The sequence below is a fragment of the Castellaniella sp. WN genome (genome assembly GCF_054457555.1).
In genome coordinates this window covers 45,436-58,004 of the sequence record NZ_JBTKZC010000001.1, presented here as the reverse complement: position 1 = coordinate 58,004, position 12,569 = coordinate 45,436, and the positions used below count along the sequence as shown (strand labels likewise).

The following is a 12,569-nucleotide window of genomic DNA, read 5'->3' as shown; positions in this document are numbered from 1 at the left end:
TTCGGGACTCACTCGGCATTTTCGCCCATCCGCGAGTCAATTCAAACTGTTGCGGTAATGGTAGCGTTCCGTGACGTAATGGCCGCGGCGCAATTCCATGGGACGGTCGCCGTAGGTATAGGCGATGCGCTCGACCTGCAGCAGCGGGCTGCCGGGCTGGACCCGCAGCAGTTCGGCCTGGACGCCGGTCGCGGCCACGGCGCGGATCTTTTCCTCGGCGCGCACCATGCTGACGCCGAACTCGGTCTCGAACAGGGCATACACCGGTCCCCGGTAGCGCAGCAGCGACTCCAGGGTCAGGCCCTTGAAGACGCTGCCCGGCAGCCAGATGTCGTCCAGGATGGTGGGCACGTCGTCGAAGGACAGCGCGCGGCGCATGTTCACGACCGCGTCCCCGGCGCGCAAGTCCAGGGCGGCGGCGATTTCAGCCGAAGCCTTGGCGCGGCGGCAGTCCAGGATCTGGCTGCTGGACACGCCGGTGCGGCCGTCGTCGGGCGCCAGGCGCAGGAAGCGGTAGCGCACCTTGGCCTCGTTGTGCGTGGCCACGAAGGTGCCCTTGCCCTGGCGGCGGATCAGGAGATTGTCGGCGGCCAGTTCATCGATGGCCTTGCGCACGGTGCCCTGGCTGACCTGGAACCGGGCGGCCAGTTCGAGTTCGCTGGGGATCGATTCACCGGGCTTCCATTCGCCCCGGTCCAGGCCCTGCAGGATCAGGCCCTTGATCTGCTGGTACAGAGGGCTGAACGCGGCGCTGTGGGGCGTGCGGCTCGGCGTCTGCGGGCGATCGATCGGGGGGGATTCGGACATGTCGGTCAGGGATGCAGCGGTGCGGCCATGCTACGGGATGAAACGCCGCATTTTCGCACTTCCAGGGCCGGATGTCTAATACTCTTCTGTCTTATATAAGATATAAGACTCTTGACGCTGACTGGTGAAATACACTACTCTTTCGGCGGTTTCGCACACCCCGGATACCCTCTCACCCTATCGGAGAATCACCATGTCCAAACCCGCCATGCGCGTCGCGGTCACCGGCGCCGCCGGCCAGATCGGCTATGCCCTGCTATTTCGCATCGCTTCGGGCGAAATGCTCGGCAAGGACCAGCCCGTCATCCTGCAGCTGCTCGAAATTCCGGACGAAAAGGCCCAGAAGGCCCTGCAAGGCGTGATGATGGAACTGGACGACTGCGCCTTCCCGCTGCTGGCCGGCATGAGCGCCCACAGCGACCCGCGCACCGCCTTCAAGGACGCGGACGTCGCCCTGCTGGTCGGCGCCCGCCCGCGTGGCCCCGGCATGGAGCGCAAGGACCTGCTGCATGTCAACGCCCAGATCTTCACCGCTCAGGGCAAAGCCCTGAACGAGGTCGCCAGCCGCGACGTCAAGGTGCTGGTGGTCGGCAACCCGGCCAACACCAACGCCTACATCGCCATGAAGTCCGCCCCGGACCTGCCGGCCAGGAATTTCACCGCCATGCTGCGCCTGGACCACAACCGCGCGCTGTCGCAGATCGCCGCCAAGACCGGCAAGGCCGTGGCCGACATCGAGAAACTCATCGTGTGGGGCAACCACTCGCCCACCATGTATCCGGACACTCGCTTCGCCACTATCGGCGGCCAGTCCGTCCAGGCCCTGGTCAACGACGACGCCTGGATCCGCGACACCTTCATTCCGACCGTCGGCAAGCGCGGCGCGGCCGTCATCGCCGCGCGCGGCCTGTCCTCGGCCGCCTCGGCCGCCAACGCCGCCATCGACCACATCCACGACTGGGTGCTGGGCTCAAACGGCAAGTGGGTCACCATGGGGGTGCCCTCCGACGGCTCCTACGGCATTCCCGAAGGCATCATTTACGGTGTGCCGGTCACCACGGCCAACGGCGAATACACCCGCGTCGCCGGCCTGGAGATCGACGCCTTCTCGCGCGAGCGCATGGACTTCACCCTGAAGGAACTGCTGGAAGAGCGCGACGGCATCGCCGAGCTGCTGAAGTAAGTCTGACGGCGGCGGTCACGCCCGCGAGGCCACCACGCCCGCCGCCGAATGTCCGGCCGATGACAGACAGCCCGGCCCGCCGAGGCCAGAATGCCCTGAACATCGACTGGAATCACGCCCCCCACGGGGCGAATGCTGCCGCGAATCCGGGCACGCCGGACGCCGGCGGCCCATCGGAGCGTCCATCATGACCCGTCCCGCCTCCCCAGGCGCCCTGCTGCGCCAGGCGCTGATCGAAGAATCCCCCCTGCAGATCATCGGGGCCATCAACGCCAATCACGCCTTGCTGGCCCAGCGCGCCGGCTACCGGGCCATCTACCTGTCGGGCGGCGGCGTGGCCGCCGGCTCGCTCGGCCTGCCCGACCTGGGCATCAACACGCTCGACGACGTCCTGACCGACGTGCGCCGCATCACCGACGTCTGCGACCTGCCGCTGCTGGTGGACATCGACACCGGCTTCGGGCCGTCGGCCTTCAACATCGCCCGCACCGTCAAGTCCCTGGTCAAATTCGGCGCCGCCGGCTGCCACATCGAGGACCAGGTCGGCGCCAAACGCTGCGGCCACCGGCCCGGCAAGGAAATCGTCGGCACCGGGGAAATGGCCGACCGCGTGAAGGCCGCCGTGGACGCCCGCACCGACAGCGATTTCTACGTCATCGCGCGCACCGACGCGATCGCCGTCAGCGGCGTGGACGCCGCCCTGGAGCGCGCGCACGCCTGCGTCGAGGCCGGCGCCGACGCGATCTTCGCGGAAGCGTCCTACGACCTGGACACCTACAGGAAATTCTCCGGCAGCCTGAACGTTCCCGTGCTGGCCAACATCACCGAATTCGGCAAGACACCGCTGTTCACGGTCGAAGAGCTCAGAAGCGCGGGCGTGGGCATCGTACTCTACCCCCTGTCGGCCTTCCGCGCCATGAACAAGGCGGCCGAGGCCGTCTACGAGGCCATCCGCCGCGACGGCCACCAGCACGCGGTGCTCGACCTGATGCAGACGCGCGAAGAACTCTACGACCGGATCGGCTACCACCGCTACGAAGAACAACTCGACGCCCTGTTCCAGCAGGGCAAGAACAAGGCGTCCTGACCGGACTCCGCCTCCGAACCGAACCCCCTCTCTTTCAAGGAGACCGCTGATGGCGACCAAGAACACCTCCTCCGCCAAGAAACCCCCCGCCGCCAAGAAGGCTCCGGCCCGCAAGAGCGCCGCGCCCAAGGCGCCCGTCGTCCAGGCCGCCGCGCCCGCGGGCCCGAAACCCAAGAAATCCGTGGCCCTGTCGGGCATCGTCGCGGGCAACACCGCGCTGTGCACGGTGGGCCGCAGCGGCAACGACCTGCACTACCGCGGCTACGACATCCTGGACATCGCCGACACCTGCGAATTCGAGGAAGTCGCCCACCTGCTGATCCACGGCAAGCTGCCGACTCCGGCCGAACTGAAGGCCTACAAGGAAAAGCTGCGCCGCCTGCGCGGCCTGCCCGCCCAGGTCCAGGTCGCCCTGGAGGCCCTGCCCGCCGCCAGCCATCCCATGGACGTGATGCGCACGGCCGCCTCGGTGCTGGGTTGCGTGCTGCCTGAAAAGGACGACCACAACCTGCCCGACGCGCGCGACATCGCCGACCGCCTGATGGCCAGCCTGGGCTCGGCCCTCCTGTACTGGTACCACTACAGCCACAACGGCCGCGTCATCAACGTCGAGACCGACGACGACAGCATCGGCGGCCATTTCCTGCATCTGCTGCACGGCGAGACCCCGTCCGACGAATGGGTCCGCGCCATGCACACCTCGCTGATCCTGTATGCGGAACACGAGTTCAACGCCTCCACCTTCACCGGCCGCGTGATCGCCGGCACGGGCTCGGACATGTATTCGGCCATCACCGGCGCCATCGGCGCGCTGCGCGGCCCGAAGCACGGCGGCGCCAACGAGGTCGCCTTCGAGATCCAGAAGCGCTACGACACCCCGGACGAGGCCGAGGCCGACATCCGCCGCCGCGTCGAGGCCAAGGAAGTCGTGATCGGCTTCGGCCATCCGGTCTACACCGTGTCCGACCCGCGCAACCAGGTCATCAAGGCCGTGGCTCGACGCCTGTCCAAATCGGCCGGCTCGATGAAGATGTTCGACATCGCCGAGCGCCTCGAATCCGTGATGTGGGACGCCAAGAAGATGTTCCCCAACCTGGACTGGTTCTCCGCCGTGTCCTATCACATGATGGGCGTGCCCACCGCCATGTTCACTCCCCTGTTCGTGATCGCCCGCACGGCCGGCTGGTCGGCGCACATCGTCGAACAGCGCATCGACAACAAGATCATCCGCCCGACGGCCAACTACGTCGGTCCGGAAGACCGCAAGTTCGTTCCCCTGGCCAAGCGCAAGTAAGCCGCACTTCTTTCAGGAACCTCCATGTCCGCACCCATTTCCAACGTCCGTCCCCAGCCCGACCAGGTCCTGGTGGACATCGTAGACTATGTCTTCGACTACAGGATCGACAGCGCGCTGGCGCTCGAGACCGCTCGCAACTGCCTGATCGACACCCTGGGCTGCGGCCTGGAAGGCCTGGAATACCCGGCCTGCCGCAAGCTCATGGGCCCCATCGTGCCCGGCACCATCGTTCCCGACGGCGCCAAGGTCCCCGGTACGCAGTTCCAGCTGGACCCGGTGCAGGCCGCGTTCAACATCGGCTGCATGATCCGGTGGCTGGACTTCAACGACACCTGGCTGGCGGCCGAATGGGGCCACCCGTCCGACAACCTGGGCGGCGTCCTGGCCGTGGCCGACTGGCTGTCGCGCAACGCCGTGGCCGCCGGCAAGGCGCCGCTGACCATGCGCGCGGTGCTGGAAGGCATGATCAAGGCGCACGAGATCCAGGGTTGCATCGCACTGGAGAACTCCTTCAACAAGGTCGGCCTGGACCACGTGGTGCTGGTGAAGGTCGCCTCCACCGCCGTGGTCTCGCAGATGCTGGGCCTGTCGCGTGAAGAGGCCATCAACGCCGTTTCCCTGGCCTGGGTGGACGGCCAGAGCCTGCGCACCTACCGCCATGCGCCCAACACCGGCAGCCGCAAGTCCTGGGCCGCGGGCGACGCCACCAGCCGCGCGGTGCGCCTGGCCCTGATGGCCCGTACCGGCGAAATGGGCTATCCGTCGGTGCTGACCGCGCCGGTCTGGGGCTTCTACGACGTGCTGTTCAAGGGCCAGCCCTTCAAGTTCCAGCGCCCCTATGGCACTTACGTGATGGAGAACGTGCTGTTCAAGATCTCCTTCCCGGCCGAATTCCACTCGCAGACAGCGGTGGAATGCGCCATGCAGATCCATGAAAAGCTGAAGTCCGGGGGCAAGACCGCCGACGACATCAAGAAAATCACGATCCGCACGCACGAGGCCTGCATCCGCATCATCGACAAAAAGGGGCCGCTGAACAACCCCGCCGACCGCGACCACTGCATCCAGTACATGGTGGCCGTGCCCATCCTGTTCGGCCGCCTGACCGCCTCGGACTACGAGGACGGCGTGGCCGCCGATCCGCGCATCGACGCGCTGCGCGACAAGATGGTCTGCGTCGAGGATCCGGCCTTCACCGCCGACTACCACGACCCGGACAAGCGCTCCATCGCCAACGCGCTGACGGTCGAATTCACGGACGGCACCCGGCTCGACGAGATCGTCTGCGAATACCCGATCGGCCACAAGCGCCGCCGCAAGGACGGCATCCCGCTGCTGGAAGCCAAGTTCCGCCGCAACCTGGCGCGCCAGTTCCCGGCCCGCCAGCAGCAGCGCATCCTGGATGCGTCGCTGGACCAGGCCACGCTGGAAGCCATGCCGGTGCACGAATACGTGGATCTGTATGTCATCTGAGGCCCCCTACCCCGCCCGGGCCGTCCACCACGACGAAGCCGCCCGCCGTTTCGAATGGACGGAGGACGGCCGCTCCTGCGTACTGGACTACACGCTGGACGGCGCGGTCGCTTCGTTCACGCACACCGGGGTGCCGGCCGCCGTGGGCGGACGCGGCATCGCCGCGGACCTGGTGCGCGCCGGGCTGGACACGGCCCGCGCGCGCGGCTGGCGGGTCCGGCCGCTGTGCTCGTATGTGGCGGCCTTCGTGCGGCGGCATCCGGAATACCGGGATCTGGTGGCCTGACCACGGGCCCAAGCGCAAGCCTCGCCCGTCAGGGCGAGGTCGGCGAGGCCATGTCCCGCGGACGGCGCCGAAGGCACCCCTGTCTGGCGGTGAATAAATACTAATAAAGTAGTAAAAATATGGTTTCCTCGGTTTCCTTGATCGGGATTAAATACCCGGAGACCGCCTTCCGACACAATGGGATCTTCCATAACCACCCTGCAAAAAGGGAGATCCCTCATGGCATTCCGCCTTCGTCACACCGTCCTCGCCTGCGCACTGGCGGCCGGCTCGATCGCCGCCGTCCCCGCGCTGGCCCACGAAGCGGGCGACATCCTGCTGAAAGTCGGCGTCACGCACGTCGAGCCCAAGTCCGACAACGGCACCCTGGCCAACGGCACCGTCAAGCTGGACATCGACGGCAGCACCCGTCCCAGCTTCACCCTGACCTACATGGCCACGCGCAACATCGGCATCGAACTGCTGGGCGCCTATCCCTTCAAGCACACCATCAGCGCCAAAGGCCTGGGCGACATCGGCTCGACCCAGCACCTGCCGCCGACCCTCAGCCTGCAATGGCACTTCCTGCCGGACGCCACCTTCCAGCCCTACGTGGGCGTGGGGCTGAACTACACGACCTTCTTCGACACCAAGACCAAGGGCGCGCTGTCCGGCAGCGACCTCAGCCTGGACGATTCCTGGGGCGTCGCCGCCCAGGTCGGCGTGGACTACAAGCTCAACGACCGCTGGTTCCTGAACGCCGATCTGCGCTACATCGACATCCGCTCCACCGTCCACCTGAACGGCACGGACATCGGCAAGGCCAAGATCAATCCCTGGGTCGCCACCATCGGGGTCGGCTACCGCTTCTGAGCGGCATCCGGCGGGATATCATGACCGGCGCCTCCCGGGCGCCGCCGCGGGCACAGGGCGAGGCTGCTCTCTCACGGGCGGGGCTCGCCCTGTGTGCATCCTGCCTTCGCAGCATTGGAGACGGTTCATGCCTTCGGTCTTATATCTTATATAAGACTATTGCCTCATGGCCGGGCTTGCCGGTAAAATAGCGCCGTTCTCCAACCCTCTCTCCTGGGGCATCACTCCATGCTGGAATCCTACCGCACCGAAGCCGCCGCCCGCGAGGCGATCGGCATCCCGCCGCTTCCCCTGACGGCCAAGCAGACGGCCGACCTGATCGAACTGCTGAAAAACCCGCCCGCCGGCGAAGCCGAATTCCTGCTGGACCTGTTCACGCACCGCGTCCCCGCCGGCGTGGACGACGCCGCCCAGGTCAAGGCCTCCTACCTGGCCGCCGTCGCGCTGGGCAAGGAATCCTGCCCCCTGATCGACGCCCGCCGCGCCACCGAGCTGCTGGGCACCATGCTGGGCGGCTTCAACATCAGCGCCCTGATCGAACTGCTGGACCACGCCGAACTGGCGCCGATCGCCGCCGAAGGCCTGAAGAAGACCCTGCTGGTCTTCGACGCCTTCCACGACATCGAGGAAAAGGCCAAGGCGGGCAACGTCCACGCCCAGGCCGTGCTGCAGAGCTGGGCCGACGCCGAATGGTTCACCAGCCGCCCCGAAGTCCCGCAAAGCCTGACCCTGACCGTGCTCAAGGTCACCGGCGAAACCAACACCGACGACCTGTCGCCCGCGCCCGACGCCTGGAGCCGCCCGGACATCCCGCTGCACGCCCTGGCGATGCTGAAGAACCCGCGCGACGGCATCGTGCCCGACGCCCCCGGCCAGGTCGGCCCGATCAAACTGCTGAACGAACTCAAGGCCAAGGGCCACCTGGTCGCCTACGTCGGCGACGTGGTCGGCACCGGCTCCTCGCGCAAGTCGGCCACCAACTCCGTCATCTGGTACACCGGCGAAGACATCCCCTTCGTGCCCAACAAGCGCTTCGGCGGCGTCTGTCTGGGGGGCAAGATCGCCCCGATCTTCTACAACACCATGGAAGACTCCGGCGCCCTGCCCATCGAGCTGGACGTGTCCGCCATGAACATGGGCGACGTCATCGAACTGCGCCCCTACGAAGGCAAGGCGCTGAAGAACGGCCAGGTCATCTCCGAATTCCAGCTGAAGTCCGACGTGCTGCTCGATGAAGTGCGCGCCGGCGGCCGCATTCCGCTGATCATCGGCCGCGGCCTGACGGCCAAGGCTCGCGCGTCCCTGGGCCTGCCGCCCGCGACGCTGTTCCGCCTGCCGGAATCCCCCGCCGACAGCGGCAAGGGCTTCTCCCTGGCGCAGAAGCTGGTCGGCCGCGCCTGCGGCCTGCCCGAAGGCCAGGGCGTGCGCCCCGGCACCTACTGCGAACCGCGCATGACCTCGGTCGGCAGCCAGGACACCACCGGCCCCATGACCCGCGACGAACTGAAGGACCTGGCTTGCGTGGGCTTCTCGGCCGACCTGGTGATGCAGTCCTTCTGCCACACCGCCGCCTATCCCAAGCCCGTGGACGTCAAGACCCACCACGAACTGCCCGCCTTCATCAGCACGCGCGGCGGCGTGGCCCTGCGTCCGGGCGACGGCATCATCCACTCCTGGCTGAACCGCATGCTGCTGCCCGACACGGTCGGCACCGGCGGCGACTCGCACACCCGCTTCCCGATCGGCATCAGCTTCCCGGCCGGCTCCGGCCTGGTCGCCTTCGCGGCGGCCACCGGCGTCATGCCGCTGGACATGCCCGAATCCGTGCTGGTGCGCTTCAAGGGCGAAATGCAGCCCGGCGTCACGCTGCGCGACCTGGTCAACGCGATCCCGCTGTACGCGATCAAGCAGGGCCTGCTGACCGTCGAAAAGAAGGGCAAGAAGAACATCTTCTCCGGCCGCATCCTCGAAATCGAAGGGCTGCCGAACCTGAAGATCGAACAGGCCTTCGAACTGTCCGACGCCTCGGCCGAACGTTCCGCCGCCGCCTGCACCGTGCGCCTGAACAAGGAACCGATCATCGAATACCTGAACAGCAACATCACGCTGCTGAAGTGGATGATCGCCAACGGCTACCAGGACGCCCGCACCCTGGCGCGCCGCATCAAGAACATGGAAGCCTGGCTGGCGAACCCGCAACTGGTCGAGCCCGACGCCGACGCCGACTACGCGGCGGTCATCGACATCGACCTGGCGGACATCCACGAGCCCATCGTGGCCTGCCCGAACGACCCGGACGACGTCAAGACGCTGTCCGACGTGGCCGGCACCGCCATCGACGAGGTCTTCATCGGCAGCTGCATGACCAACATCGGCCACTTCCGCGCCGCCGCCACGCTGCTCAAGGGCAAGCGCGACCTGCCCTCCAAGCTGTGGGTGGCCCCGCCCACCAAGATGGACGCCGGCGAACTGACCAAGGAAGGCCACTACGGCACCTTCGGCACGGCCGGCGCGCGCATGGAAATGCCGGGCTGCTCGCTGTGCATGGGCAACCAGGCCCAGGTGCGCGAGGGCGCCACGGTGTTCTCGACCAGCACGCGCAACTTTCCCAACCGCCTGGGCAAGAACTCCAACGTGTTCCTGGGCTCGGCCGAAATGGCGGCGATCTGCTCCGGCCTGGGCCGCATCCCCACCCGAGAGGAATACCTCGAGGCCATGGGCCTGCTGGCCAAGGACAGCGAGACCATCTACCGCTACATGAACTTCGACCAGATCGAGGACTTCACGGCGGTCGCCAGCACGGTCGACGCCTGATCCACGCATTCCAGGCATCGCAGGCGCGAACCCGGGACTTCGGTCCCGGGTTTTTTCATCGCAGGGCCGTCCCAAGATGAAAAGGCCCCCTTGGGGGCAGCAAGACGAGGGCGCAGCGGCAGAAGCCACGGAGCCGCCACCCACCCGAGCCAAGAGGCCATCGCATCTGTCAACGCATCTTGAGCCTTCTGCCGGAAACGGCTAGAATCACCTCAACACGGCCCACCCCTCTGCGTCGAAAGATGTACGGGTGGGTTCTCTTTTGTGCCGGCCATGTCCACGTACAACAAGCCCTATCTCACTTTCGAGCAGCAACTGGCTCTTCTGAAGGGCCGGGGCTTGGGCGTCACCGACGAAGCTGCGGCACTGGCGTGCCTTCAGCGCATCGGCTACTACCGGCTCAGTGCCTACTGGTATCCGCTGCGCCAGACCGTGCGGTCGCAAGCGACCGGCTCGCCGCAAATCACCGTGCAGCGTGCCGATGCGTTCCGCCCGGGCAGCACTTTCGAGCAGGTGCTGGCGCTCTACGTCTTCGACAAGCGACTTCGCCTGCTGGCGCTCGATGCCATCGAGCGCATCGAAGTGGCCTTGCGGGTGGATGTGTCCTACCGCCTGGGCCAGCGCGATCCCTTCGCCCACACGAACCCGGCTCTGCTGCACGGGAACTTCACCAAGAAGGTCAATGCAACCGGCCGCACAACCTACCAGCTCTGGTTGGACAAGCACCAGCAGATGGTGGCGCGCTCACGAGAGGATTTCGTGCGGCACTACCAGCAGAAGTACGGTGAGCCTTTCCCGCTCTGGGTGGCGGTCGAACTGTGGGAGTTCGGCATGCTGTCCACCTTCTACCAAGGCATGCAGGTGGCGGACAAGGATGCGATCGCCGCGCGCTACAGCCTGCCCGACGGCCAGCTTCTACAAAGCTGGCTGCGGGCGCTGAATTTCGTGCGCAATGTAGCCGCGCACCACAGCCGCTTGTGGAACAAGAATCTGGTGGATCAACCGAAGCTGCCGCGCGCAGGGGCGGTGCCAGCTTTCGATCCAGTGATCGGCCAGCCCGCCGTCGCGTCACGGCTGTTCGTGATGCTTTGCATCCTGCTGCACATGATGCGCGTGGTCAGCCCGAATTCGAGCTGGCCGACACGGTTGCGCCGACTGCTCGATGGATTTCCGGCGGTGCCAGGCTTGTCGCTAGCCGACATGGGCTTTCCGGCTGGTTGGGAGGGCCAACCGCTTTGGCTATAGCGCGGAGGCATTGATCCGGCTAGCCTTGGCTTGCTCCAGCTACGCTCCCATGTGGTTCCTGATGGACAAACGCCTTCTGCGAGAATTGGCCGCAAACACATCTAACCATTTGTATTAAAAGAATTTTTTTGAACCACCAAATCCTGCCTGAGACTTGACAGCGGACATTTTTCATTTCAGTGCAGGTACACTAGGGTCTACCCTGCTCACCGGTGCACCATGCCTCCCCGCTCCCGTTCCTCCTCGCTGTCGCGCACGTCGCAGACCCTGATTTCCCTGGCCGAGGCGCTGTCGCGCTCGGGCAGCCATCTGGAAGACGTCTATTGGGAAGGCCGCCTCGGCGAAGCCCTGGACAAGGCCCTGGGCGCCCGCCACGGGCGCGCCGTGGAATCCGCCCTGGACGTCCTGCTGGAACAGCGTTCGGCGGCCTATGAGCTCCTGGTGGAACTGGCCGAGGCCCGTTCCGAATCGCTGATGCCCGGGCCGGACGAGCAGGACTGCGACACGCTGCTGATCTCGGCACCGGTCCTGGCCTGGACCCGCTACCGGCTGCCGGCCGGCCAGTTGAGCGCGGCCCAGTCGCAGGCGCTCGAAGCGCTGCTGGCGGACACCGTGCTGGGGTCCGAAGCCCGGGTCGCTCTGCTGCCGTCGCTGATCCGTTTCGACCGCCTGCCGCAGTCGTTCCAGGAGACCCGCGCCTGGACCCAGGCGCTGGCGCAGCGCGCCCTGGGGCTACGCCGCGACGGCCCCGCGCTGCGCGAGGCCGAGGCCCCGGAAGACCTCCTGGCCGACGTGTTCTTCCTGGTCGGCGCGGTGGTGGTGCCGCGCGGCGGGGCCGTGTTCCAATGGCAATCCCCCCTGCCCGCCGAGTCCCCCACCCAGGAAGCCGTCGCCGAGCGATGGGCCGAGGGCTGCGCGCGCATTCTGGAACCCGCCTTCACCGGCTGCCAGTTGAAATACCTGCGCCCGGAGGCCTATTACACCAGCACCCGCCAGGCCGACCAGGGCATCCGCCCTCTGACCCTGAAAGCGGCCGCCACCTGGCTGCAGACCGCGGCCCGCATCCCGGGCACGGACCTGCGGGCCGCGCTGGTCGCCTGCGGCGACCAGACCATCGAGGAATACCGTATCGGCTTCTGCACCCGCCAGAGCAACGACGTGATCTACGGCTGCGTCTGGCCCGCGCTCAGCCGCGAGGAATCCCAGCCCGATCCGGACGCCGAGGGCCAGGTCGACACCTGGGACGCGATCGCCGCCCTGCTGCGCGAATGCGGCGTCCAGGACATCCGCCGCCTGCCCGGCCTGCAGCCCATGGAGTTCTGCGAGGACTGCGGCACGCCGTATTTCCCCAACATGCTGGGCGACATGCAGCACCCCGAACTGCCGGAGGAAATCGATCCGGAGCCCGTCCAGTTCCACTGACATCGGGTCGGGCGTGGCATCCCTCCACCTCGCCGCTTGCAAGCGGTTCGGATTCGACAGGCACAGGTCAGTCCGCAAGGACTGATCCGTGCCCAGTCTCATC

The 12,569-nt window shown here is 66.6% G+C and carries 10 protein-coding genes; 9 read left to right on the top strand and 1 reads right to left on the bottom strand.

The window, feature by feature from the left end:
* Positions 1–36: 36 nt before the first annotated feature.
* A complete protein-coding gene (locus ACTPOE_RS00280; protein WP_458870097.1) occupies positions 37–807 on the bottom strand; it encodes a GntR family transcriptional regulator in 771 nt (256 codons plus the stop codon).
* 193 nt (positions 808–1,000) lie between these two features.
* Here ACTPOE_RS00280 and ACTPOE_RS00275 point away from each other — a divergent pair, with 193 nt between their 5' ends.
* The 9 genes from ACTPOE_RS00275 to ACTPOE_RS00235 all read left to right on the top strand — a co-directional run bounded on the left by ACTPOE_RS00275 (position 1,001) and on the right by ACTPOE_RS00235 (position 12,466).
* Positions 1,001–1,990: a malate dehydrogenase gene (locus ACTPOE_RS00275; RefSeq protein ID WP_458870095.1), complete on the top strand. Its 990-nt coding sequence runs from the start codon at positions 1,001–1,003 to the stop codon at positions 1,988–1,990.
* A gap of 187 nt (positions 1,991–2,177) precedes the next feature.
* A complete protein-coding gene (prpB, locus tag ACTPOE_RS00270; protein WP_458870093.1) occupies positions 2,178–3,077 on the top strand; it encodes a methylisocitrate lyase in 900 nt (299 codons plus the stop codon).
* Positions 3,078–3,126: 49 nt separating this feature from the next.
* Positions 3,127–4,371, top strand: coding sequence for a bifunctional 2-methylcitrate synthase/citrate synthase (gene prpC, locus ACTPOE_RS00265; RefSeq protein WP_458870091.1), 1,245 nt, complete (start codon positions 3,127–3,129; stop codon positions 4,369–4,371).
* 24 nt (positions 4,372–4,395) lie between these two features.
* Positions 4,396–5,847 carry a bifunctional 2-methylcitrate dehydratase/aconitate hydratase gene (locus tag ACTPOE_RS00260; RefSeq protein ID WP_458870089.1) on the top strand — a complete coding sequence of 484 codons (1,452 nt, stop codon included), beginning with the start codon at positions 4,396–4,398 and terminating at the stop codon, positions 5,845–5,847.
* Positions 5,837–6,133 (top strand): GNAT family N-acetyltransferase, encoded by a 297-nt coding sequence (locus ACTPOE_RS00255; RefSeq protein WP_458870087.1) that lies wholly within the window; start codon positions 5,837–5,839, stop codon positions 6,131–6,133. Before ACTPOE_RS00260 ends, ACTPOE_RS00255 begins: the two co-directional genes overlap by 11 nt.
* 219 nt (positions 6,134–6,352) lie before the next feature.
* Positions 6,353–6,985: an OmpW/AlkL family protein gene (locus ACTPOE_RS00250; protein WP_458870085.1), complete on the top strand. Its 633-nt coding sequence runs from the start codon at positions 6,353–6,355 to the stop codon at positions 6,983–6,985.
* Positions 6,986–7,213: 228 nt separating this feature from the next.
* Positions 7,214–9,799, top strand: coding sequence for a bifunctional aconitate hydratase 2/2-methylisocitrate dehydratase (acnB, locus tag ACTPOE_RS00245; protein ID WP_458870083.1), 2,586 nt, complete (start codon positions 7,214–7,216; stop codon positions 9,797–9,799).
* A gap of 273 nt (positions 9,800–10,072) precedes the next feature.
* The gene (locus ACTPOE_RS00240; protein WP_458870081.1) at positions 10,073–11,044 is read left to right on the top strand and encodes an Abi family protein; all 972 of its coding nucleotides are present in this window, start codon (positions 10,073–10,075) and stop codon (positions 11,042–11,044) included.
* A 219-nt stretch (positions 11,045–11,263) separates the two neighbouring features.
* Positions 11,264–12,466: a DUF2863 family protein gene (locus ACTPOE_RS00235; RefSeq protein WP_458870079.1), complete on the top strand. Its 1,203-nt coding sequence runs from the start codon at positions 11,264–11,266 to the stop codon at positions 12,464–12,466.
* The last annotated feature ends 103 nt before the right edge of the window (positions 12,467–12,569 follow it).

What these genes read in the sequence shown, in the direction of transcription:
- ACTPOE_RS00280 (WP_458870097.1), bottom strand. Translation starts at nt 807, where the DNA reads ATGTCCGAATCCCCCCCGATCGATCGCCCGCAGACGCCGAGCCGCACG.
- ACTPOE_RS00275 (WP_458870095.1), top strand. Translation starts at nt 1,001, where the DNA reads ATGTCCAAACCCGCCATGCGCGTCGCGGTCACCGGCGCCGCCGGCCAG.
- prpB (WP_458870093.1), top strand. Translation starts at nt 2,178, where the DNA reads ATGACCCGTCCCGCCTCCCCAGGCGCCCTGCTGCGCCAGGCGCTGATC.
- prpC (WP_458870091.1), top strand. Translation starts at nt 3,127, where the DNA reads ATGGCGACCAAGAACACCTCCTCCGCCAAGAAACCCCCCGCCGCCAAG.
- ACTPOE_RS00260 (WP_458870089.1), top strand. Translation starts at nt 4,396, where the DNA reads ATGTCCGCACCCATTTCCAACGTCCGTCCCCAGCCCGACCAGGTCCTG.
- ACTPOE_RS00255 (WP_458870087.1), top strand. Translation starts at nt 5,837, where the DNA reads ATGTCATCTGAGGCCCCCTACCCCGCCCGGGCCGTCCACCACGACGAA.
- ACTPOE_RS00250 (WP_458870085.1), top strand. Translation starts at nt 6,353, where the DNA reads ATGGCATTCCGCCTTCGTCACACCGTCCTCGCCTGCGCACTGGCGGCC.
- acnB (WP_458870083.1), top strand. Translation starts at nt 7,214, where the DNA reads ATGCTGGAATCCTACCGCACCGAAGCCGCCGCCCGCGAGGCGATCGGC.
- ACTPOE_RS00240 (WP_458870081.1), top strand. Translation starts at nt 10,073, where the DNA reads ATGTCCACGTACAACAAGCCCTATCTCACTTTCGAGCAGCAACTGGCT.
- ACTPOE_RS00235 (WP_458870079.1), top strand. Translation starts at nt 11,264, where the DNA reads ATGCCTCCCCGCTCCCGTTCCTCCTCGCTGTCGCGCACGTCGCAGACC.